The following is a 23666-nucleotide window of genomic DNA, read 5'->3' on the forward strand; positions in this document are numbered from 1 at the left end:
TAAAGTGCGGTCTAAAATTAAACTGTTTTTTATGCACCACGCCATGTTCTTACAGGGCCGGTATCGACGTGAATAAAATTACTGTAAGGATAATATCCCACACCACCGTTCTCTAGATTTTCAGCAGCTTGGCGTAATCTTGCTAAAGACACACCAGGGATTCTAAAATCGATAGCTTGGCCTTTAATATGATAGCTATTGCTTGCTACACCTCGGCTTTGGCGATGACGCATAGCATTTGTTGCCGCACTACGATAGCCACAAATCACATCAATTTGTGCAGTACGTAAGCCCAAATCACTTTGTAAATGATAAAACTTCATGAAGAGATTGGGATCCATACGACGCACTTGGTCTGTACGGCGATCTCTCATAAAGTAATCAAGTTTACCAAGTAGTGAACGACTAAACCCTGTTGTTGCAGAGAATTCACCACTTAATCGTTCATTGGTGTTGACATTATAAAAGCTGAGAATGCGAGGTTTGGGTGTAGAGACCATGGCTAATACCGAAGTTGGCATCATGCTTGCGCCTAAAACGATGCCGCCTAATGAAAGCCATTTACGACGATTTTTGTCAATGTTACCCATTTTTTTAGTCTCTTTTATTACCCATCTCTCACCCTAGACAATTTTTTCTTTAAAAAGTTCTAGTGTGAACATTGTTTAAAGATATTTTTTTACAACAACCCAGTCAATACCATTAAAAGTCGCGGCATCGTCATATTTATAAATATCCGGTAAAACTTGTGTTTGGCCGTTTTCAACCCATGCCGTCACATAATACAAGAATACAGGATCATTTGTACGAATGTTTGCAGAAGTTGTCTTCTTACTTTCTAAAACGTTACGTTTTTTATCTTCTGACCAGCCAGCTTCTTGTAACAGAATAGAGGCAAGTTGATCGGATTTTTCTACACGCACACAACCTGAGCTTAATGCACGGTCTTTTTTGCTGAATAAGCTATGATTTGGGGTATCGTGAAGATAAATCGCATCAGAGCTTGGCATATTAAATTTATAGTTACCTAATGCACTGTCACCAGCGGCTTGACGGATACGGTACGGGAATTTATCACCAATGCTACTCCAATTAATTGAGTAAGGATCGATAGTATTACCTTTGCTATCCAAAATAGAGTAGTTGTGTGCAGCCGCATAGCCAGGGTCACGTTTTAATTTCGGTAAAATATCTTCATTGATTAAACGTGTTGGAGCATTCCAAGGTGGATTAACAACTACATTGCTCAAACGACTGTACATCACCGGTGTACGACGTTCATTTTTCCCTACAATAACGCGAGATTCTAAAATTGCTTTGCCATCACGATAATATTTCAATTGATAGCTTGGAATATTAACAAAGATTCCATTTTCAAAATCAGGAATAACGCGTAAACGTTGTGCATTAAGGGCAAGTTTTTTACCCATTGCAGAAATACCTGAAGCTGAAATCATTGATGGGAGTGCTTGTACAGTTTCACGGTATAAACGATTATGGTTAGATAATCCGTTTACAAAACCAGAAACAGCATTGTTTTTAACCGCACTTTGCCATTGGTCAATCATTTCTTGATTTGGTAATTCTGGTTTATAAGCATTCGTTCCGTATAACCAACGTTGTGCTTGTTGATTTACATTCTTGCTGTAATACAAGTAATCAAGGAAAGCATCACTTAACAACACATCGTAGATGAGCCCGCCCGTTTTTTCAGCGTTATATAAATTAACTAATGATTGCGCTGAACGTTTAGAAATGCCTGATGCTACCATGGCGGCATATTCACGTAGGAATTGTTTCTCTGCCGTCTTGTCTTTCCACATTAAGTCATATTTATTATCGGCATATAATTTAGCCAAAATTGGTTTGAACTGTAGATTTTGTTCACCAATTTCATGCGTTAATGACATCTCTAACATCGCTTGCTTTTCAGCGGCTAAACGAGCTTGATCTTCTTTAATTTCAGCTTCAAGTTTTGCTCGCTCTTCAGGACTTAATTTAGACATATCAACACCTTTATTTTCGGCTTGTTGAGGTTGCCCAACTGTTTTGGCCCATTCAGCTAACGCACAACCTGACGTCATCATTGATAATGATAAGACTAATGCGCTTAATTTCATTGTTCCTTTTAACATTGCTGTACCTTTAAAAATATTCATAAAAAATAACCGCACTTCAGTTTTTTTCATCTGCTAAAGTGCGGTCAAAATAATCGTTATTTTGTTGCTTTTGCCGCTTCTTGTTTTATTTCAGCATCCACTTTTTGTTGATTCGCATTAAGTTTCACTAAATCAGCTGCCATTTTTTCTGCTTCTTTTAAGAAGAAATCAGGTGCTTCATAGTCTTTTGGCAAATCATCAATGTCTTTTAATGCTTTTTTACCTTCACGTTTAAAACGATCATTGAGATCTTTTAAACGTCTCGCATCATCTTTATCATTTTCCGCTTTTCGCTCTTGGAAATTCAATGATAAGAATTTACGCTCACGGCGTTCATCACGAATCTTAAGATCTTCATTTAAAGCAATAAATTCAGGATCTTTTGCAATACGCTCTAGATGTTTTTCATTTAATGCTTCAACATCTTTACGCGCTTTATTGGTTTCAGAATAAGTCGCTGGTGGAATTTTATCCCAAGGTAAGGCGTTATCTTCTTTTTCTTCACCAATTTCTTTGGCATCAATAATTTCAGGGAAATTAATATCTGCTGCTACACCTTTTAATTGGGTTGAACCACCATTAATTCGATAGAATTTTTGGATAGTGTATTGCAACACACCAAGTGGTGTTTGGTCTAAATCATAAACAAAGTTTAATGAACGACTTTGTTGTACCGTACCTTTACCAAAGGTATTTTGCCCAATGATGATACCACGGTTGTAATCTTGCATTGCTGCAGCAAAAATTTCAGAAGCAGACGCACTGAAACGATTAATCATCACCAATAATGGACCTTTATATTGCTGAGCATTATCATCATCTTCGTGTACACGAATACGTTGATAAGCATCACGAACTTGAACCACCGGACCATCAGTAATGAATAAACCACTCAACGCAACGGCTTCTGTTAAAGCACCACCGCCATTTTCACGAAGATCCACAATTAAAGCGCCAATTTTTTTCTTCTCAGCATCTACTAATAATTTTTTCACATCATCAGTTAAGCCAATGTAGAAACTTGGAATTTTAATAACACCAACGGTTTCACCTTCTATTTTAGAAACAGTGAGTTTTGCTGCTTGGTCTTCAATACGGACTTTATCGCGAACTAAGGTAACAATACGGCTTTTTCCACCTTTTGCAGGTTCAATTTCAAGACGAACTTTTGTTCCTTTTTTCCCTTTAATTTTGTCAACGATATCTTCTAAACGCCAACCGATAATATCTTCGATTTCGCCTTTTTCTTGGCCTACACCAATGATTTTATCGCCCGCTTGTAATTTTTTACTGCGTTCAGCCGGCGCACCAGGTACTAAAGACTTGATACTAGTTTCGTCATCTTCAGATTGTAATGTTGCACCAATCCCTTCTAAAGAAAGATTCATACTTTCATTAAAGCTTTTTGCAGTACGTGGTGCTAGATAGCTTGTATGTGGATCGATTTCTCGAGCAAAAGCATTAATATAAGTTTGAACAATGTCATCCGCTTTAGTTTGAGTTAATCGACGAATCGCTAAATTGTAACGTTTAGTCAGTTTTTCTTTAATTTCAGGCCATTTTTTATCTTTTAATTTCAGGCTGATTACATCATTTTTGACACGTTCTTCCCAAAGCTTATTGGCTTCTTCTTCCGTTGCTGGGAACGCAGCTTTTTCACGATCGATCTCAATTTGATCATTACCTTTTAAATCAGGTTCTTTATCTAATAAAGATAATGCATAAGCATAACGTTCATAGCGACGTTTCATCATCAGATCGTAAATCGCAAATGCAGCTGAAAGATCGCCCTCATTAAGTTGATCATCTAATTTAGAACCATATTTAGCACGTAAATCATCAATATCTGATTTTAAAAAGGTGTTATGGCTGTAATCTAAGCTTTTAATGTAACGATCAAAAATCTTTTCGGAAAAGGCGTCATCAAGCTGAAATTTACGATAATGTGATTGGGTTAAACGCGTTGTTGCACGCTTTGTTGCCAACTGATTTGCGTCAGTTGCCGAAGGAATCGTAATATCGCTTTGCTTTAATTTCGGCTGCACGGCAAATGTGTCAGACGAATGAAGAAATAACGCACCTAAAATTGCTGTCGCAATAAGACTTTTGGTTGTATGTAATTTCATTTAACCTTTCCCGATAAGAAATAAATTATTAGGCAAATAAACGATCTGCGGTGACTGTCATCACTAAACCATTTTCAAGTTCTACGCGTGCGCCATCTTTTTCCACATTTAATACGGTCGCATTTTTCGCTTGTTCTGCTACTTTCACTTTCACTTTGCTACCTGCAGAAAGTGTTGTGAAATCAACCGCACTTAGTTTTACTTGCGGGGCTTTTGGTTTGCGAGTTGCTTGATTTGAATTTGGTTTACGAGCAGGTCGTTTTTGTTGTGCTTTTTTGGCTGCTAATTCTGCTTTGCGTTTTTCTGCAAATTTAGCTTTTGCATCTGCTAATTGTTGAGTCGCATGAGAAACATGTTCTGCGTCTAATACACCAGCAGGATTGCCGTATAAATCCACACGCTCAGCACCTTCACGGCAACCGTGTAAATAGCGCCAGTTAGAAGTGTATTGACGTAAAGCCTGACGTAATTGAGTTTTGCTGACACGTTCATCATCTTTTAATGCTTCAGCAAGATCTTGGAAAAGACCAATTTTTAATGGTTTTGCTTCACCTTCTGCAATAAAGCAAAGCGGGAATTTTTCCACAAGATATGCAATGATCGCTTTTGTATCAGTTAATTTTTGAACGCCTTCAGCATTATTTTCAGCTTGGGCTTCAACTTGAGAATCTGTCATTTCTGCGTTTTCCTAGGATAAAAATAAAAACTTGCACAGTTTACCGCACTTTTATAAGGATTGACAATGGTTGGGCGGAATAATTCCGTTTCTAGTATAGATGTATAACTTCACAAATCCCCTCAATTAAGGCTAAAATAGTCCACTTTTTAAATTTTTGATGAAATAATGACAAAAACACCTGATTTTACTCATGCCACTTATAGACTTGTGCGTTGTATTGGATGCGACGCAACGGTGTCTGTTTGTCGTCCTCAAGAAGGGGAATACGCGCAATGTCCGCGTTGCCATCATAAATTGCAATCGGGAAGTCGTTGGTCACTTAAACGTTGTTCATTAATCGCCCTTTCTATCTTAATTTTAATGCCATTTGCTTTAGGCTATCCTTTATTGAGCTTAGATTTACTAGGTACCAAAATTGATGCTTCTGTTTGGAAAGGGATTTGGAAAATGGCAGTAGAGGGATATTCCTATACTGCATTTATGATTTTCATCTGTGCTGTTTTAATGCCTGTCTCTTTTGCAATTTTAGTCATTATGTTGCAGATTTCTAAATTACTCAAAATTAAGCCTCGTAATGTCTTATTATTTGTGGGTTATATTAAGCCTTGGGTGATGTTCGACGTCTATTTAGTTGCACTGGCTGTTACCATGTTTAAAGTGCGCGAATATGCCACATTAGAACTGGATGTGTATTTAATTGCTTTTGTTTTTACTGCGCTTTTAACCACTTTATTATTCATTAAAATTAATTTAGATGATTTATGGCATGATTTTTATCCCGATCAGAAACCGGTTACCAAAAGTGATAAACCGTTAGAGCTTTGTACCGCTTGCGATTACACTTTTTTAAAAGAAGATCAACAATACGATCACCGTCATCGAGCAATTTGCCCACGTTGTGCATCGCTTATTGAAATACCAGAGAGTGTAAAATTACAACGTGTTTGGGCGACATTAGTGGCGGGGATTATCATGCTTTTCCCTGCAAACTTGCTCCCAATATCTGGCGTTTATTTGACAGGAAGTTTGTCACAAGATACCTTGATGTCGGGTGTGATGTCATTTATAAGCATGGGCAGCTATTTTGTTGCTTTCGTGGTATTCTTCGCCAGTATTTTTGTGCCCGTAAGCAAAATCCTGATTATGTTGTATTTACTGGCAAGCGTGCATTTTAAATGGCGACATTCAATTAAATGGCAAATGCGGCTATTACATATCGTTCACTTTGTAGGACGTTGGTCAATGCTGGATCTTTTTGTGCTAGCCTTGATGATGTCTCTAGTAACACGCGGACAGATTATTAATTTTACTGTAGGCCCTGCGGCATTTTATTTCGGTGCAGCAGTGTTTTTAACTATGATTTCAACTTCTCAGTTTGATAGTCGATTAATTTGGAAAATTTATGACAGAAAACAATAAACCAGAATCTCAATCTATTGATGAGCAATCTAACAATGTGGCCGCGTTATTACGTAAGAATAAACGCATCTCACCGTTTTGGTTATTGCCCTTTATTGCATTATGTATCGGTGCCATTTTATTTTTCCAAATTGTGCAAGAACGAGGAAAGACCATTACGATAACATTCTCTAATGGTGCAGGACTCGTTGCAGATAAAACGCCTATACGCTATCAAGGTTTGCAAATTGGTGTTGTGAAGAAGGTGAACTTTGCCGACAACATGCAAAAAGTGAAAGTTGAGGCAAATATTTATTCTGAAGCGACTGAGGTGTTAAAAGAAAATACTAAGTTCTGGCTTGTTCAGCCGAGTGTGTCTCTTGCAGGTATTTCAGGCTTAGATTCTTTGGTTTCAGGAAATTATATTACCCTCCAACCAGGTGATGGTGATTCAGAAGATGAATTTATTGCGGAAGAGCAAGGCCCTATTGCACAAGTCAATACTGGCGATTTATTAATTCATTTAATTTCAGATGACTTAGGTTCAATTTCGATTGGTGCCTCTGTGTATTTCAAAAAAATGCCAGTCGGGAAAATTTATGATTACCGATTCAATAAAGACAATAAAGTTGAAATTGATGTGGTTATTGATAAAGCCTTCGCGCATTTTGTGAAGAAAGATTCACGTTTCTGGAATATTAGTGGTATCAACGCCAACATTAATGCATCAGGTGTGAATGTAGAGGTTGATAGTTTAAATGCAGTAGTGCAAGGTGCGGTATCATTCGATTCGCCATCAGATAGCCCACAAGCTGTGACTAATAGCCACTATACACTTTATTCTAATTTGCAAGCGGCTAAACGCGGGATTGAAGTTGAGGTGACCATTCCGGTGAGTGCTGGTTTAGATGCTGGTCAAACCTCGGTTTATTATGGTGACGAGCAAGTGGGCCTTCTTTCATCTTTAAGTGCGGACGAAAATAATGAAGAAATTTTAAAAGGCACATTATTAATCGATCCAAACCAAGCTAACCTCCTAAAAACGAATACACGTATTGTGTTAAAAAATCGTAAGTTAGATTTGGGTGATGTGGCTAATCCGAAAAAATTCTTCCGTGGAGATTATTTTGAAATTATTCCGGGTAGCGGAGAAAGCAAAACGCAGTTTGATGTGATTCGAGAACATGAGTTATTGCTCAAAGCACCGAATACTTTACTCTTAACTTTAACCGCACCAGAAACTTATGGGATTGCTGAAGGACAATCCGTGTTTTATAACAATATTGCTATTGGTCAAATTGTGAAGCAGCACTTAAATGTTGATGGCGTCAAATTTGAAGTAGCGATTGCGGCAGAATATCGCAATCTTATTCATGAAAATACTCAATTTGTGGCAGCCTCTAATTTTGATGTAAGTTTTGGTATAGACGGATTGCGTTTTGAATCAGCAACGCCATCAAAATGGCTACAAGGTGGGGTGAGAGTATTACCTAAAAAAGGAAGTGGCGCACCGCATTCTACCTATCCACTTTATAAGGATATTAGCAGTGCAGAAACAGGTGTTACGGGCAACTTAGTGAATCCAACGATTGTGTTACATTCCACTAATTTGCCAAGTATTAGTAAAGGTTCTGTGGTGCTTTATCGTCAGTTTGAAGTGGGTAAAATTATTAACGTAAGACCAAAAGCCAATAATTTTGATATTGATGTGTACATTTATCCGGCTTATCAAGATCTTCTAACAGATAAAAGCGTATTCTGGGTTGAAAGTGCGGCACAGATTGATATTACGCCGAAAGGCATTAGTATCCAGGCATCACCAGTTGCTCGTTCATTAAAAGGCGCGATTAGCTTTGATAATACGGGTTCAGGCAAAAATAAAACCCTTTATCCAAGTGAACTGCGAGCTAAATCAGCGGGGCAAGTGATTACGTTACTTACAGATGATGCAACGGCTTTAAGTAAAGGAATGAGCTTGCGTTATCTTGGTATGAATGTGGGTGAAGTTGAGCAGATTTCCCTCGACCAAAAAACGAATCGTATTACGGCAAAAGCATTAATTAACCCAAGTTATATGGGAATGATTGCAAAAGAGGGTACTGTATTTAAAGTGATTTCTCCACAAATCTCAGCGGGTGGAATTGAAAACTTAGATAGCCTTTTACAGCCTTACATTGATATTGAGTTGGGCAAAGGTCAACCTAAAACGCAGTTTAATTTAGCGCAAACCGCACAACCTCGAAATAAATACAGTAATGGCGTGCCATTTATTTTGGAAACCAGTGATGCGATGAATTTAACGGAAGGATCACCAGTGCTTTATCGCGGTGTTGAAGTGGGAACCGTTCGTAAGTTTGAATTGAATTCTTTAGGTGATCGTGTGTTGGTACATATTGCGATTACACCGAAGTATCAGCATTTAGTGCGTAAAAATTCAGAGTTTTGGGTTTCATCGGGTTATGATTTCAATTTTGGTTGGAAAGGCGCAGAGTTTAATACCGGTAGTGTACAACAATTGTTGAAAGGCGGTATTTCGTTCTCGACCCCATCGGGTACGATCGTTCAACCACAAGCAACGGCAAATCAGCGCTTTATGTTGCAAGTGAAGAAACCAGCTGAAGCACCGACTTGGAATTCAGGTGCATTACCTGCAAATCAATAAAACATAAAAAGAAATAACCGCACTTTTGAATCATCAAAGTGCGGTTATTTTTTTAGGTGTTTTGAGTAGTGCTATTGACCCATATTTTTGACTGATTTTAAAAAGCCTTTGGCTGAAGTATAGACTTCATCTTTGCCCTGAGCATGTAAAATCATATCAGACATTTCACGGAACGCACCTTTTCCGCCGCCAAGTGAAAGCACATAATCCACAGCATTTTGCACATAAGGTGCAGAGTCTGCCACAGCAAAAGAAAGGCCACAGGTTGCAAAAGCGGGGAGATCGACACTGTCATCACCAATATAGGCGGTTTGTTCAACAGTAACACCTGCTTGTTTCATGAGATCCAAACAAGCACTTTCTTTTTCAAGCTTACCTAAAAAGAACAATTTAATTCCGAGATCACTAATTCGCTTACGCAGGATCGCCGAATCTCTGCCCGATAATACGGCTACTTGAATGCCAGCATCCATCAACATTTTGACACCAAGTCCATCGCGCACATGGAAACTTTTAATCGCTTCGCCATTTGCATCATAATGGAGTAGTCCGTCAGTTAATACGCCATCGACATCGGTGATGACCAATTTAATTTTCTTTAATTTTTCGTTAATCATTAGCTTGAGAACTCTACTAAGCCCACAACATTATTTTCATCATTGACCACAACAAGAGAGTGAATTTTCTTCTCTTTCATCAAGTCTTCTGCTTTCGCTAAGAATTCGTTTTCATGAATCGTTTTCGGTGACGAGGTCATCAGTTCTTTCGCAGTCTTGTTAAGGGTATCTGCACCATTAGCCGTTAATGCTCGGCGCACATCACCATCGGTAATAATGCCTTTAAGTTGTTGGTTTTCCATCACTAATGCCACACCCATGCGACCTTCATTCATAATGCTTAAGCAATCAGTGAAGCTGGTATCTGGTGTCGTAATTGGTAGGCGAGTTTGCATTTGATCTTTTACTTTGCATAACAAACGACGACCAAGGCTACCGCCTGGATGGAATTTCGCAAAATCAGCCGGTTGGAAATGACGAGCAGTAATCAATGAAACCGCAAGGGCATCGCCTAAGGCTAAAGTCACTAACGCAGAAGTAGTTGGGGCGAGGTTATTTGGACAGACTTCACGCTCTACGGTGATATCTAAAACATAATCCGCATGGCGAGCAAGTGTCGAGTTTTTATTGCTGGTTAGGGCTATAATTTTATTGCCAAAGTTTTTCAAACTTGGAATGAGTTTATTTACATCATCGGTTTCACCGCTATAAGAAATCAGCATCACAATGTCGATCGGTTTTAACATACCTAAATCACCATGAAAGGCTTCTGTAGGGTGAAGGAAGAAACTTGGTGTTCCTGTAGAAGCAAAAGTCGCCACCATTTTTTTGCCAATTAGCCCTGATTTACCAATACCACCGATAACTAAACGACCTTCGCAAGCAAGGATAAGATCCACAACTTGAGAAAACTCATCATTCAAACGTTGGCTTAGTTGTGCAAGCGCTTGGCTTTCGACAGAAAGGGTTTCTCGTGCGATTTGTAAATAATTCATAGGAGATCCTTATGATAAAAGTGCGGTTGAAAATAACCGTGTTTTGCAAGGCTATTCTAACGGAAGTTATTAAAAATAAGAATGAAAATTTGACCACTCTTTGAATTCCCCCTATACTACGCCGCGAGTTGGTTAGACAATCGCTGGTTTATTGAAGCCCTTAACCGTGTTCGCACGACCTAGTGGGACAAGTAAACGAGAGGAAAGTCCGAGCTACAAAGGGCAGAGTGCCGGATAACGTCCGGGCGGCGTGAGCCGACGACCAGTGCAACAGAGAGCAGACCGCCGTGAAAACGGTAAGGGTGAAAGGGTGTGGTAAGAGCACACCGTGCCGTTGGTAACAACGTGCAGCAAGGTAAACTCCACTCGTAGCAAGACCAAATAGGAACTCAATGGATGGCCCGTCCAGAGTTCGGGTAGGTTGCTTGAGCGGCAGAGTAATTTGTCGCCTAGAGGAATGATTGTCCACGACAGAACTCGGCTTATCGACCAACTCAACAAATTCATCAAAAAATGACCGCACTTTTGTTTTTTAGTTATCCAACTCGGGATGGAATGAATAAAAGTGCGGTCATTTTCTTTTGTGTTTTACCACAAGCTCATTTGTTCTAAATGGCTTTCTTCCGGTAAATTTACGTGTAATCCCACGAGACGAATGGATTTTCCGTGGCTACGTTGCCAAATTTGTTCCAGTAATTGTTGAAAGCTTTTTAGTGATAAAGGCAATCCTGTTTTTTCTAAGGTCGTCACCTGAAAATCTTCAAATTTTAATTTCACCCCAATTTTGCGAAAAGCTGTTAAAGGGATATTCGGCGCACTTCGTTCAATGCGACGAATAAGCTCGGTATAGATATTATCTAACAATGCTATGCCTTGTTCGAGATGACGAATATTTTCGGATAAAGTGCGTTCTACGCCGATAGATTTTCTCTCCCGATGCGCTTGAATTTCACGATCATCAATGCCATGGCTAAAATCCCAAATTCGCTTACCCATTTTACCGAAGATATTTAACAAAATAGATTGGTCTAGTTTTTGCACATCTTCGCAAGTTTCTAAGCCCATTTTCAGTAAACGTTCAGAGGTGACTTTGCCTACGCCAGGGATTTTTTTTAATGGCAGTGTTTTTACAAATTGTTCAACTTCATGAGGTTGAATCACAAATTGTCCGTTCGGTTTATTCATATCGGAGGCAATTTTGGCGAGAAATTTAAGGGGCGCAACGCCAGCTGAGGCGGTCAGTTTTAATTCATCAAAAATCGCTTGGCGAATTTCTTGTGCGATCCAAGTGGCAGATCCTGAACATTGTGTACAATCCGTAACATCTAAATAAGCTTCATCTAAGGAAAGTGGCTCAATGATAGAAGTATAGCGTTGAAAGATCTGATGAATTTGTGCGGATACCTGTTTATAAAGGGGCATATTAACGGGCACTAAAATCAGATTCGGGCATTTTTTGATAGCTTGTGCTGTCGGCATCGCACTGTGCAGTCCAAATTTTCGTGCTTCGTAATTACAGGTAGTGAGTACACCACGTTGTCGAGAGCTACCACCCACTGCGACAGGTTTGCCCTGTAGCGTTGGATTTTCACGGATTTCAACAGAGGCATAAAAGCAATCCATATCAATGTGAATAATTTTTCGGGTGGAGTTCATGCTATAAGTGCGGTCAAAATTAGGCGTGTTTTTAGTATATCGAAAAGAAAATAACTGTTCAAGTATACAGCTATTAAAAAGCCCACATTACGTGGGCTAGATAAGAAAATTAACGATCAGAAAGAACGGTTTTATCACCAAATAGAATAACGCGTTCAATAGGATAAACATCAATTTTTTCTTGTTGGTTCATAAAGACTTTGCGTGCGTCTTCAGCCAATTGAACAAACGGAATTTGTAAATTAATATTGATGGATTTGCCTGGTTGTAATGGAGTTTCTAAATTGATTTGCATATCTTGGCTGTAAATAACTTTACGGTTATTCACATACACGCCCACCCATTGAATGTTTTTGATTGGTTTTTGACCAATGTTAGTGATTTCATGTTTGAATGCACTTAACGCTTGGCCATTTTCATCAACCACCATTTCACGATTACCAATATTGATGGCAAGGTATTTGTCGATGTTATCACTCGCTTTTGTTACTTGTTGTGTTGCTTGCGTTGCTTTTGCGGGTGTCGCTTCTTTTGCAATAACTTGTGTGTTAAATGCTAAACATAATGCACCTAATGAAAGTGCGGTCAGAGATTTTAATGTTTTCATTATTCGATTCCTTATAAAAAAGTGGCAAAATTTTACCCTAACTTCTCAGGTTAATAAATAGCTTCTTTTCCTTTCTTAGATTTTTTGATAAACTGCCGAACGATTTTGGGGCTGATTCTGGATTCGACGGGATTAGCGAAGCCCAAGGTGCACGTCGAGGTGCGGTAGGCCTCGTAAATAAACCGCAAAAAAATAGTCGCAAACGACGAACAATACGCTTTAGCAGCTTAATAACCTGCTCATAGCCTTCGCTCCCCAGCTTCCGCTCGTAAGACGGGGATAAAGCGGAGTCAAACCAAAACGAGATCGTGTGGAAGCCGCTGTTTGAGGATCGAAGCACTAAATTGAATCAAACTAGCTTAAGTTTAGCGTGTCTGTCCGCATGCTTAAGTGAAATTAAAGACGAGACTAAACGTGTAGTACTGAAGGTAGAGTAATTTCGGACGCGGGTTCAACTCCCGCCAGCTCCACCACAAAATAAACCTATCAAGTCCTATGAAAGACTTTAAAGCCTTGAAAATAATGACTTCAAGGCTTTTTTATTGCGCTTTTAACTTCTATCAAACTCTCGAATTTGAGTAGTACGTTTAATAGTTGGCGCTTATTGATTGGTTAAATTGTTGCATTACTAAAGTGCTTAGTAATCGGTAAATTATCAGCTAAAGGAGCAAAAATGAATATTTTATTACTAGACGGTGGTAAAGATTTCGGACATTCACATGGTGAGTTAAACCACACACTTCACAAAAAAGCGAAAGAAGTTTTGACCGCACTTGGACACAATGTAAAAGAAACCGTGATTGATGCAGGCTATGGTGTTGAAGCAGAAATCGAAAAATTCTTGTGGATGGATGCCGTGATTTGGCAAATGCCGGGCTGGTGGATGCACGAACCTTGGACAGTGAAAAAATACATAGACGAAGTATTAACCGCCGGACACGGCAAGCTTTACCACAGTGATGGCCGTCATCGTGTCAAGCCGACAGAAGGCTACGGCACAGGTGGCTTGTTACAAGGTAAAAAACACATGCTCTCGCTTACTTGGAATGCGCCGATTGAAGCGTTCACCCGTGAAGGCGACTTCTTCGAAGGCAAAGGCGTGGATGCGTTATACATGCACTTCCACAAACTCAACGAATTTATCGGCTTGACCCGTCTGCCGACATTTCTATGTAACGATGTGATTAAAAATCCGCAAGTAGAACAATACCTAGCAGACTACCAAGCACACTTGGAAAAAGTATTTGGATAATTACAAAATATTAGTTTAGAAGGTGAGCATTTTTGCTCACCTTTTTTATTCTTCTCTAATCAAACTTCCTAACGGAGAGAGGGAAGAGGAATAGACAGGCTTTAGATCACACAAGCGGTCTAATTTTGAATTGAATTTGCAAAAATGCTTTGAAATCTGACCGCACTTTAAAATAAAAAGATCTAAACATCCTCAATTTGAAACTGCTTACGCCATCGATTCGGTGAAATCTTATGTTTTTTCAAGAAGTGCTGACGTAAGGCGGTATCGCTATGAAATCCACTTTGTTCTGCAATGTCAGTGATAGATAAATCTGTGCTTTCCAAAAGCTCTCTTGCTCGTTGTAGCCTTGCTTCAATTAACCATTGATTTAATGACATTCCAGTTGCTTTGCGAAAATGTCGGGTGAAAGTGCTACGGCTCATTGACAAACGTTCTGCAAGACTATCAGTCGAATGAAGTGCGGTCAGATTTTCATTTAAATAAGCAAGCAACGCATTGATATTATGATTAGGTGTGGAACGAGAAATAGGGCGTTCGATAAATTGTGCTTGTCCGCCTTCACGATGAGGGGGGATAACCAGTATTCGGGCAATATGATTGGCAATTTTCACACCATATAATTTACGGACAATAGAAAGACAACAATCCATGGAAGCGGCTGTTCCTGCGGAGGTAATCAGTCGATCTTGTTCCAAATAAATAGGATTTAAATCCCATTTCACCTGCGGAAAACGATTAGTAAAATCACTATCTCCCAACCAATGTGTGGTTGCTTTTTTGCCGTTAAGTAGGCCACTGCACGCTAACACATAGGCACCATAACATAAACCCACCACTGTCGCACCACGTTGATATGCTTGCCGTAACGCCGTTAATAAAGCCTCACTCGGCATCACTTGAGTATCATGCCATCCAGTCATCACAACAATATCGGCATTCTCTAACCATTCTAAACCACCATCTAAATGTATGTGAAATAGCGAGTTTGTCAGGTTGTCCGAATCGCTAACGATTTTACAGTCAAATAACGGCTTGCCGTTTAAATCCGACATAGAAAAAACGGAATATGCCATCGCAAAATGAATGGGCATCATTTGTTCATACACAATCAAAGCAACTGTGGGTTTATTCATTTTATTTCTCCTACTTTGATATGAGCATAGCACAGAAGTGACCCGATTTTTATGTTTATTGGTCTTTTATCTATTTTTGCGCAATTTTGTTCTTACTATAATATGTTTATTCATTCAATAACGTATAGAAAAGGAAAAACAATGAACTTAAAAACCTTAATTAGCACTACAGCATTGGCTATTAGCGCAAATACTTTCGCCGTAGATCTTGCCTCTAAAAACACTGATAGCTACCAACATATCCGCAATGCCACGGGTCGCCTGAACTACGCAGGGAAAACTTTTTTAATTGATCCGATGCTTGCTGAAAAAGGACGTTATGCAGGCTTTGAAGGGACATTAAATAGCCATTTGCGTAATCCACTTGTGGAATTGCCGATGAAAGCAGAAGATACTTTCAAAGATGTTGATGCCATTATTTTGACTCATACACATGAAGATCATTGGGATGAGGTTGCACAAAAAATTTTACCTAAATCTATCAAAATTTTTGTGCAACATGAACGGGATGGCGACCTACTCAAAGCGCAAGGTTTTACTAACATAACCAGTTTATCGTTAGAAAAACCGGTAGAGTTCGAAGGTATTATTTTAAATAAAACCGGAGGTTCTCACGGCACAACGGAAATGTACGCTGTACCACAATTAGCCGAGATCTTAGATGAGGAGATGGGCGTAATATTCCAAGCGAAAGGCCATACAACGGTTTACTTAGTTGGTGACACAATTTGGACTGCCGAAGTAAACAAAGCCATTAATCGTTATAAACCTGATGTAATGATTATGAACACAGGTGATGCGCGTACCTTAGCTTTTCCGAATGACGGCATTATTATGGGGTTACAAGATGTTGCTCATGCTCGCCAAATGCTACCGAATACAAAACTTATCACGGTGCACATGGATGCGGTAAACCATATGTCTGTGTACCGTAAGGATTTACGCCAATTTGTCCAAGCAAACAAGCTTGAAAATGTAGTAATTCCAGAAGATGGTGAAACAGTGAAGTTTTAAAAACAAGCGGTTTTAATTTTGAATTGAATTTGCAAAAACACCTAAAAATTTGACCACACTTTGTTATAAAAAAGCCGTCTGAAATTTCAGACGGCCTTTTTCTAAGAAATAATTTTAATTAATTCCTTCCACTAAAATTGCGCGGCCTGTTGTTGCGCCCAAACGGATGGATTTGAATGCTTGGAAACGCCGAAATCGGGCACGATACGCAATACTTTCCGCAAAACGGGTTTTCTGTTTCAGGAAAACCGCCTGCCGGAAAACTTGACCGCGATGCAGAATATCGCTATTTTTATGGACAAACCCGATGAAGGCGAAATCATCGCGCTGGCGGCGAAAGTCGGGCTGACTGCGGGCGATTTGAACAAATATCCGACCGAATTGTCCGGCGGCATGGCGAAACGGGTAGCATTTTTGCGCCTGCTGCTGTGCGGCTGCGATCTTGCCTTGCTGGACGAGCCGTTCGTCGGTTTGGACCGCGATTTGCGCGATATTTTGGTCGCCATGCTGGTGGAAAAAATCGAGCGGCAGGGCATGGCGTGTATGCTGGTAACGCACGACCGCTTCGAAGTCGCACGCCTGAGCCATGAAATCATGCTGCTTTCCACTAAGGGCATGAACGTGCAAAACGTGATTACCCTGCCTACGCCGCTGTCTGAACGCGATTGGGCTTTTGAAGAAGCCGTGGTGGCAAGAGAGTTTCAGGGGATTCATTATTATGAGTGATAGGAATTTAAATTTCTGACAAACCTTGCGGTTCGTTGCCCTCTCCCTAGCCCTCTCCCACGGGGAAAGGGGATCAGGTTTCTCAAAATCAGAGAGCCGTAGAATTGGGAATCAGATGTCAGGTAAACCTGAAAATGTTCAGGCTCGACAGCCCAATTCCCTCTCCCCGTGGGAGAGGGCTAGGGAGAGGGTAAGCAAGCCGCAGGCTTGCCTCTTTAGCGAAAGATACGAATCTGTTATCCGAACGCGATTCGGTTTTTGAAAAAGCCGTGGTGCCAAGGGGGCAGGGGATTCATTATGAGGTGCTTTATGTTTTCGACTGTGATTACTGCTGCTGTTTTATATATTGCTACAGCAGTAGATTTGTTGGTAATACTATTAATATTTTTTGCTAGAGCAAATACTAGAAAAGAATATCGAGATATTTATATCGGACAATATTTAGGTTCTGTAATTTTAATATTAGTTAGTTTATTTCTAGCTTTTGTTTTGAATTATGTTCCGGAAAAATGGGTGTTGGGTTTATTAGGTTTAATACCGATTTACTTAGGTATTAAAGTTGCTATTTACGACGATTGTGAGGGCGAAAAAAGAGCTAAAAAAGAATTGGATGAAAAAGGGTTGTCAAAATTAGTCGGTATTGTTGCTTTGGTTACAGTTGCTAGTTGTGGTGCAGATAATATTGGACTTTTTGTTCCTTACTTTGTGACTTTAGATCTTGTCGACTTATTAGTTACTCTTCTTGTATTTTTAATATTGATTTTTGTTTTAGTATATACAGCACAAAGATTGGCTAATATTTCAGGTGTTGGTGAAATTGTAGAGAAGTTTAGTCGTTGGATAATGGCTGTTATTTATATTGGTTTAGGGTTATTTATTATTATTGAAAATAACACAATTCAAACAATAATATCAATAATATGAATGATACGGGCATTTGAGTATCTGACAAACCTTCGGCTTGCTTCTTCAATACAAGATACAACCCTGTCCGCCCAATAAATCCATATCCGAAAGCATCTTCATGCAGAATTAAGCCAAACCATGAATAAGTTTTTCACCCACCCCATGCGGCCGTTTTTCGTCGGTGCGGCGGTGCTTGCCATACTCGGCGCGTTGGTGTTTTTCATCAGCTCCGGTGCCGTCATTTTGAAATGAAACCAAATCAAAGCCAATTGAACCGTCATCTACTTGTGTATGGCCATCACGACCGCCGATTGCTGTTGCTGATGTTTTGTAGAAAATTTTCATAATGTTTTCCTCATTTAATATTGGTTAATATGTTTTGGCGTACCGCCGTTGAAAGTGAGTACATTATATTGAACGGCAATATGAAGTGTTATATGATTTATTCAAATTACTTGCCTATTCCTACAAAATCATGTTCTCAACTGAAACGATAGAACGCTTATTACAAGTTATTCCACATAACGAACTCTATTCATCACCGATTAAAGGCTTATTTCTTCGCCATTCAGATCAACCATTTTGTTACGAAGGTATTATTCAAGAGCCGAGCATTTGCATCGTGTTAAGCGGAGAACGTGAAGTGCAGTTAGGCGAACAATGCTACCGATTTGATAATCAACATTTTATGTTTTGCCCAGTAAACATACCGATGCGTGGCGAGATTAAATGTGCAGAGCCGCAAAAGCCGTTTTTAGTGATGTCGATGAAAATTGATATTGAAAGCGTTAGCAAGATTTTATTAGCAAATCCAAACCTTGTAGATAATGTCCAACAGGGCGACGAAGGTTTTGCACAATGGCATCTGGATGAATCTCTCAAAAATGCTGTTGAACGTCTATTGCTCTTGCACGAAAATCCAAAAGATATTGAGTTTCTTGCACCGCTTATCCAACAAGAAATTTATTATCGACTCCTTACAGGCGAACAAGGTGGCAAATTTAAAGCCATGGTAAGCAATAGATCGCATACCAAAAAAATCGCCCAAGCCACCCATTATCTGCAACAACATTTTAGTGAAACCATCACTGTGGAAACCTTGGCAAATCTAAGTGGCATGTCATTATCTGGATTTCATAGTCATTTCAAGAAGATAACCAGCCTTTCACCGCTACAATATCAAAAATCATTACGTTTGATGGAAGCCAGACGATTGATCGCACAAGAAGGACGAGGTATTACCGAAGCCGCTTACCAAGTCGGCTACGAATCACCTAGCCAATTCAGCCGTGAATACAAACGGTATTTCGGGCATGCGCCCAAGGGGGATATTAAATAGATGGGGCTTAAAGATAGGTTTAAAAACACCTAAAAATTTGACCGCACTTTATGATGAAGAAAATCTGAAACGTTAATTTCAGACGTTTTTTATTTAACCAAGATTTTGTGAAAAACATTAAAAATGAGATAATTCTCAAACCTTTTAAGAGGCTTTATTGATAAAAATATTTGGAGAAAGCATGGAACACAAACTTGAGGATATCATTGCGATTTTTAATCAATGTTTTGAAGAAGAATATAATACGCGATTGGTTAAAGGTGGGGATGAGCCGATTTACATTCCTGCAAATGATGAGGTGCCTTATAATGCGATTTACTTTGCGAGAGGCTTTTACAGCAGTGCATTACATGAAATTGCCCATTGGTTAGTGGCGGGGAAAGAACGCCGTAAATTAGAAGATTTTGGCTATTGGTATGAGCCGGATGGCCGTTCAGAAGATCGTCAGCGTGATTTTGAAAAGGTTGAAGTGAAGCCTCAAGCATTGGAATGGATTTTAGCCACAGCGGCGGGATTCCGTTATTTTGCCAGTGCGGATAATTTGAATGGCAATCCAGGGGATACGCAACCATTTAAGCAAGCGGTATATGAACAAGTAAAAACCTATGCAGAAAAAGGCTTACCAAAACGCGCAGAAACCTTGCGTCATGCATTGGCTCAATTTTATGGCACTGAAGATCGAATTGATTTAGCGAAATTTGATGTTACTCGCATCTAAAGCGCAGTCATTTTTAGGCAGATTTTGCGTCTGTCAATTTTCCTTAAAATCGGCTAGAATAGGCCGATTTTATTTTTGGCTTTAACTTTATAAAAATATGAAAGATTCTATTATTGCAAAACTTGAAAGTTTAAAAGAACGTTATGAAGAATTAGAGGCATTGCTAGGCGATGCGTCGGTGATTTCAGATCAGGATAAATTCCGTGCGTATTCTAAAGAATATTCACAACTTGAAGATGTAGTGAAATGTTTTAATCGTTGGAATCAGCTTAATTCTAACATTGCTGAAGCAGAGTTGATGTTAGATGATCCTGAAATGAAAGAAATGGCAGAAATGGAAATTGAAGAATCCAAAGCCGAAATTGAAGAAGTGGAGCAACAACTTCAAATTCTTTTATTACCGAAAGATCCAAATGATGAATATAACTGCTATTTAGAAATTCGTGCAGGTACAGGTGGTGATGAAGCGGGTATCTTTGCTGGCGATTTATTCCGTATGTACAGCCGTTATGCAGAAAGTAAACGCTGGCGTGTTGAAATGCTCAGCGCAAATGAAAGCGAGCAGGGCGGTTATAAAGAAGTCATCGTCAAAGTAAGCGGTGATGGCGTTTACGGTCAGTTAAAATTTGAATCAGGCGGTCATCGTGTACAACGTGTACCCAAAACAGAAAGCCAAGGTCGTATTCATACTTCTGCTTGTACTGTTGCGGTGATGCCTGAATTACCAGAATCTGAAATGCCGGAAATCAATCCAGCAGATTTACGTATTGATACCTACCGTTCATCTGGTGCAGGTGGTCAGCACGTTAATACAACAGACTCTGCGGTACGTATTACCCACATTCCAACAGGTATTGTGGTGGAATGTCAGGATGAGCGTTCACAACATAAAAACAAAGCAAAAGCGATGTCTGTATTGGCTTCACGTATTGTTCAGGCAGAGCAAGAACGTCAAGCCGCAGAGCAAGCTGATACTCGCCGTAACTTATTAGGTTCAGGCGATCGTTCTGATAAAATCCGTACTTATAACTACCCACAAGGTCGTGTAACAGATCACCGTATCAACTTAACGCTCTATCGCTTAGATGAAGTGATGAACGGCAAAATTGACGAGCTTATTCAGCCGATTATCACTGAATATCAGGCAGATCAATTAGCGGCGTTATCTGAGAGTAACTAATGACCTATCGACAATGGCTTGCCGATGCTGCGCAAGCCTTAAATCAGGTAAATCCGACAGAGAATGGCAAAGTTGATGCGTTAGTGCTATTGCAACACGTAACGGGCAAATCGAGAACGCAAATTTTAGCTTTCGATGAAACGGAAATTGATGAAAAAGTGCGGTTAAAATTGACCGCACTTTTAGATCGTCGTTTAAAAGGCGAACCTATCGCTTATATCCTCGGTGAAAAAGAATTCTGGTCCTTGCCTTTAAATGTGTCTGAAGGAACATTAATTCCTCGTCCAGATACTGAAATTCTTGTAGAAAAAGCATTACAAATTGCGTTAGAAAAACTGGAAGAAAATCCACCGCACTTTCGTATTTTGGATCTTGGTACCGGCACTGGCGCCATTGCATTGGCGTTGTCTTCTGAGCTTTCTCTAATTTGTCAAAAAAAGCATATTCAATTGGATGTCATTGGTGTGGATTTAATGCCAGAAGTCGTCAAATTAGCGCAATCCAATGCCGAAAAAAATCAGCTCAAAGTACAATTTTTGCAGAGTCGTTGGTTTGAAAATGTTGAAGGACAGTTTGATATTATCGTCAGTAATCCGCCTTATATTGATGAAACCGATGAACATCTTTTCCAAGGTGATGTGCGTTTCGAACCTCGTTCGGCGTTGGTGGCAGGTGAAAACGGTTTAGCTGATTTACGTCATATTATTGAGCAGTCACCAAGATATTTAAAAGATAGCGGTTATTTATTGTTAGAGCACGGCTGGAAACAGGGCGAAGAAGTGCGGTCAATTTTCTGGCAAAATCATTGGCAAGGGGTTGCAACCATACGGGATTATGGCGACAATGAGCGCGTAACGTTGGGATATTGGAAGCAGTAATGAAATACGATCAAAAAGCCTTATATGCTGAACTGACTCATTTTTATTTGAGCATTTGTGAGAAAGAGCAACTTGATGAACCTCGTATAAGAGGGCTTGTTGGAAGCTTAGTGCGTAAAGCTCGCCAAGCTATTCCAGAAGAATGGGATGATAAAGCTAAAATTCATCAATTATTACAGCTATTTTACGGTGACTGGGGCTTTCATTGCGATGCGGACAATTATTTCTATGCTCGCAATTTATATCTTCCATATATTTTAGAAGAACGAGAAGGCATGCCGGTGAGTCTTGGCGCCTTAATACTTTATTTAGCTGCAAGTTTAAAATTACCGATTTATCCCGTAAATTTCCCGACCCAACTGATTTTACGTGCAGAAGTAGAGGGTGAAGTGGCGTTCATTGATCCTTGGAGCGGAAAATATATTTCAGTGGATGAATTGAAGAAACTCTATGAGGGTGCCTTTGGTTTTGGCGCTCAAATTCAACCTGAGGATTTAGCCCGAGCAGATATTCCGATGCTGACAGCACGTTTCCGTCAGCTCGCCAAAAATACCTTAATTCGTGAAGAACAAAACGATTTGGCTTTTAATTATATCCAATTCTTGTTAGCGGGAAGAAAAGATCCTTACGATATTCGCGATCGTGGCTTAGTGTTGGCGCAAATGGGCGCTTATCCTTCAGCTATTGAGGATTTAGAATATTTTGTGGATCAATGTCCAAATGATCCCACTTCTTCGCTGTTAAAAACTCAACTTTTAGAACTGAAAGGCGAAGCATTGAAAGATGCCAATGCCATCCATTAAAAAGGAAATATTATGCAAAATAAAATTGTAAAAATTGGCAATATTGATGTCGCAAATGACAAACCTTTTGTACTTTTCGGCGGAATGAACGTGCTTGAAAGTCGCGATATGGCAATGCAAGTTTGTGAAGCTTACGTGAAAGTAACTGAAAAGTTGGGCGTTCCTTATGTTTTTAAGGCATCTTTCGATAAAGCTAACCGTTCTTCAATTCATTCTTACCGTGGTCCAGGCATGGAAGAAGGTTTAAAAATTTTCCAAGAGATAAAAGAAACCTTTGGCGTGAAAGTGATTACCGATGTGCACGAAATTTATCAATGTCAACCTGTTGCTGATGTGGTGGATGTGATTCAGTTACCGGCATTCTTGGCTCGTCAAACAGATTTAGTTGAAGCCATGGCAAAAACGGGTGCGGTAATTAACGTGAAAAAACCACAATTCTTAAGCCCAGGTCAAATGGGGAACATTGTAGATAAGTTTGAAGAATGTGGTAACGATAAAATTATCCTTTGTGATCGTGGTTCAAACTTTGGCTACGATAATTTAGTGGTGGATATGTTAGGCTTTGGTGTAATGAAAAAAGTGTCTAAAGGTAGCCCTGTCATTTTTGACGTGACCCATTCATTACAATGTCGTGATCCGTTTGGTGCTGCTTCAGGTGGTCGTCGTGAACAAGTGACTGAATTAGCCCGTTCTGGTTTAGCAATTGGTATTGCAGGCTTATTCTTAGAAGCGCACCCAAATCCAAATCAAGCAAAATGTGATGGCCCTTCTGCATTGCCACTTTCGGCATTAGAAGGCTTTGTCTCACAGATGAAAGCCATTGATGATTTAGTGAAATCTTTCCCTGAATTAGATACCTCTATTTAATAGAGAAG

22 protein-coding genes and 2 other RNA genes are annotated in these 23666 nt (G+C 39.6%); 14 read left to right on the top strand and 10 right to left on the bottom strand.

The annotated features are described in order from the left end of the window. Positions 1–29: 29 nt before the first annotated feature. The 4 genes from mepK to proQ all read right to left on the bottom strand — a co-directional run bounded on the left by mepK (position 30) and on the right by proQ (position 4961). Positions 30–590, bottom strand: coding sequence for a peptidoglycan L,D-endopeptidase MepK (mepK, locus tag DPV85_RS03560; protein ID WP_054419961.1), 561 nt, complete (start codon positions 588–590; stop codon positions 30–32). 75 nt (positions 591–665) lie between these two features. Further along, complete coding sequence (locus DPV85_RS03565) at positions 666–2135, bottom strand: L,D-transpeptidase family protein (protein WP_111327260.1); 1470 nt, start codon at positions 2133–2135, stop codon at positions 666–668. A gap of 80 nt (positions 2136–2215) precedes the next feature. After that, positions 2216–4285 carry a carboxy terminal-processing peptidase gene (gene prc / locus DPV85_RS03570; protein ID WP_111327086.1) on the bottom strand — a complete coding sequence of 690 codons (2070 nt, stop codon included), beginning with the start codon at positions 4283–4285 and terminating at the stop codon, positions 2216–2218. 28 nt (positions 4286–4313) lie between these two features. Further along, positions 4314–4961, bottom strand: a complete 648-nt coding sequence (gene proQ, locus DPV85_RS03575; protein ID WP_111327087.1) for an RNA chaperone ProQ — start codon at positions 4959–4961, stop codon at positions 4314–4316. A gap of 168 nt (positions 4962–5129) precedes the next feature. Between proQ and DPV85_RS03580 the strand changes: the two genes are divergently transcribed. Together DPV85_RS03580 and DPV85_RS03585 are read left to right on the top strand one after the other, a co-directional pair. Next, the gene (locus DPV85_RS03580; RefSeq protein WP_111327088.1) at positions 5130–6383 is read left to right on the top strand and encodes a paraquat-inducible protein A; all 1254 of its coding nucleotides are present in this window, start codon (positions 5130–5132) and stop codon (positions 6381–6383) included. Next, positions 6367–9024, top strand: a complete 2658-nt coding sequence (locus tag DPV85_RS03585) for a PqiB family protein (RefSeq protein ID WP_111327089.1) — start codon at positions 6367–6369, stop codon at positions 9022–9024. The genes DPV85_RS03580 and DPV85_RS03585 overlap by 17 nt, the downstream gene beginning before the upstream one ends. Positions 9025–9095: 71 nt before the next feature. On the opposite strand, the gene DPV85_RS03590 is transcribed toward DPV85_RS03585, so the two are convergent. Then, a complete protein-coding gene (locus tag DPV85_RS03590) occupies positions 9096–9641 on the bottom strand; it encodes a KdsC family phosphatase (protein ID WP_165816468.1) in 546 nt (181 codons plus the stop codon). Continuing rightward, entirely contained in the window at positions 9641–10576 is a 936-nt protein-coding gene (locus tag DPV85_RS03595; RefSeq protein WP_111327090.1) for a KpsF/GutQ family sugar isomerase, read from the bottom strand. The genes DPV85_RS03590 and DPV85_RS03595 overlap by 1 nt, the downstream gene beginning before the upstream one ends. Positions 10577–10700: 124 nt before the next feature. Between DPV85_RS03595 and rnpB the strand changes: the two genes are divergently transcribed. Next, an RNA gene (gene rnpB, locus DPV85_RS03600) (RNase P RNA component class A) lies at positions 10701–11077 on the top strand. Between the two features lie 87 nt (positions 11078–11164). Here rnpB and dinB read toward each other — a convergent pair. Continuing rightward, positions 11165–12232: a DNA polymerase IV gene (gene dinB, locus DPV85_RS03605; protein WP_111327091.1), complete on the bottom strand. Its 1068-nt coding sequence runs from the start codon at positions 12230–12232 to the stop codon at positions 11165–11167. A gap of 109 nt (positions 12233–12341) precedes the next feature. Further along, the gene (locus DPV85_RS03610) at positions 12342–12839 is read right to left on the bottom strand and encodes a hypothetical protein (RefSeq protein WP_111327092.1); all 498 of its coding nucleotides are present in this window, start codon (positions 12837–12839) and stop codon (positions 12342–12344) included. A 107-nt stretch (positions 12840–12946) separates the two neighbouring features. Between DPV85_RS03610 and ssrA the strand changes: the two genes are divergently transcribed. Together ssrA and DPV85_RS03620 are read left to right on the top strand one after the other, a co-directional pair. Beyond that, positions 12947–13312: a transfer-messenger RNA gene (gene ssrA / locus DPV85_RS03615) on the top strand. Positions 13313–13512: 200 nt separating this feature from the next. Beyond that, positions 13513–14091 (top strand): NAD(P)H-dependent oxidoreductase, encoded by a 579-nt coding sequence (locus DPV85_RS03620; protein ID WP_111327093.1) that lies wholly within the window; start codon positions 13513–13515, stop codon positions 14089–14091. 182 nt (positions 14092–14273) lie between these two features. On the opposite strand, the gene DPV85_RS03625 is transcribed toward DPV85_RS03620, so the two are convergent. Next, the gene (locus tag DPV85_RS03625; RefSeq protein ID WP_111327094.1) at positions 14274–15227 is read right to left on the bottom strand and encodes a GlxA family transcriptional regulator; all 954 of its coding nucleotides are present in this window, start codon (positions 15225–15227) and stop codon (positions 14274–14276) included. Positions 15228–15368: 141 nt separating this feature from the next. On the opposite strand from DPV85_RS03625, the gene DPV85_RS03630 reads away from it, so the two are divergent. The 3 genes from DPV85_RS03630 to DPV85_RS03640 all read left to right on the top strand — a co-directional run bounded on the left by DPV85_RS03630 (position 15369) and on the right by DPV85_RS03640 (position 17891). Further along, entirely contained in the window at positions 15369–16241 is an 873-nt protein-coding gene (locus tag DPV85_RS03630; RefSeq protein WP_111327095.1) for an MBL fold metallo-hydrolase, read from the top strand. Between the two features lie 180 nt (positions 16242–16421). Next, positions 16422–16967 (top strand): ATP-binding cassette domain-containing protein, encoded by a 546-nt coding sequence (locus DPV85_RS03635; protein ID WP_207798032.1) that lies wholly within the window; start codon positions 16422–16424, stop codon positions 16965–16967. A gap of 309 nt (positions 16968–17276) precedes the next feature. Continuing rightward, positions 17277–17891: a CadD family cadmium resistance transporter gene (locus DPV85_RS03640; protein ID WP_003766668.1), complete on the top strand. Its 615-nt coding sequence runs from the start codon at positions 17277–17279 to the stop codon at positions 17889–17891. A gap of 108 nt (positions 17892–17999) precedes the next feature. On the opposite strand, the gene DPV85_RS03645 is transcribed toward DPV85_RS03640, so the two are convergent. Beyond that, positions 18000–18218: a hypothetical protein gene (locus DPV85_RS03645; RefSeq protein WP_049372470.1), complete on the bottom strand. Its 219-nt coding sequence runs from the start codon at positions 18216–18218 to the stop codon at positions 18000–18002. 130 nt (positions 18219–18348) lie between these two features. Here DPV85_RS03645 and DPV85_RS03650 point away from each other — a divergent pair, with 130 nt between their 5' ends. The 6 genes from DPV85_RS03650 to kdsA all read left to right on the top strand — a co-directional run bounded on the left by DPV85_RS03650 (position 18349) and on the right by kdsA (position 23658). Next, entirely contained in the window at positions 18349–19212 is an 864-nt protein-coding gene (locus DPV85_RS03650; RefSeq protein WP_111327262.1) for an AraC family transcriptional regulator, read from the top strand. A 181-nt stretch (positions 19213–19393) separates the two neighbouring features. After that, a complete protein-coding gene (locus DPV85_RS03655; protein WP_005698563.1) occupies positions 19394–19930 on the top strand; it encodes an elongation factor P hydroxylase in 537 nt (178 codons plus the stop codon). A gap of 97 nt (positions 19931–20027) precedes the next feature. Continuing rightward, positions 20028–21110, top strand: a complete 1083-nt coding sequence (gene prfA, locus DPV85_RS03660; protein ID WP_005698533.1) for a peptide chain release factor 1 — start codon at positions 20028–20030, stop codon at positions 21108–21110. Further along, entirely contained in the window at positions 21110–21988 is an 879-nt protein-coding gene (gene prmC / locus DPV85_RS03665; RefSeq protein ID WP_111327096.1) for a peptide chain release factor N(5)-glutamine methyltransferase, read from the top strand. Before prfA ends, prmC begins: the two co-directional genes overlap by 1 nt. Then, the gene (locus DPV85_RS03670; protein ID WP_111327097.1) at positions 21988–22791 is read left to right on the top strand and encodes a SirB1 family protein; all 804 of its coding nucleotides are present in this window, start codon (positions 21988–21990) and stop codon (positions 22789–22791) included. The genes prmC and DPV85_RS03670 overlap by 1 nt, the downstream gene beginning before the upstream one ends. Before the next feature lie 12 nt (positions 22792–22803). Further along, positions 22804–23658, top strand: a complete 855-nt coding sequence (gene kdsA / locus DPV85_RS03675) for a 3-deoxy-8-phosphooctulonate synthase (RefSeq protein ID WP_005695859.1) — start codon at positions 22804–22806, stop codon at positions 23656–23658. Positions 23659–23666 lie beyond the last annotated feature (8 nt).

The organism is Haemophilus parainfluenzae, assembly GCF_003252725.1.
GTDB classification, from domain to species: domain Bacteria; phylum Pseudomonadota; class Gammaproteobacteria; order Enterobacterales; family Pasteurellaceae; genus Haemophilus_D; species Haemophilus_D parainfluenzae_L.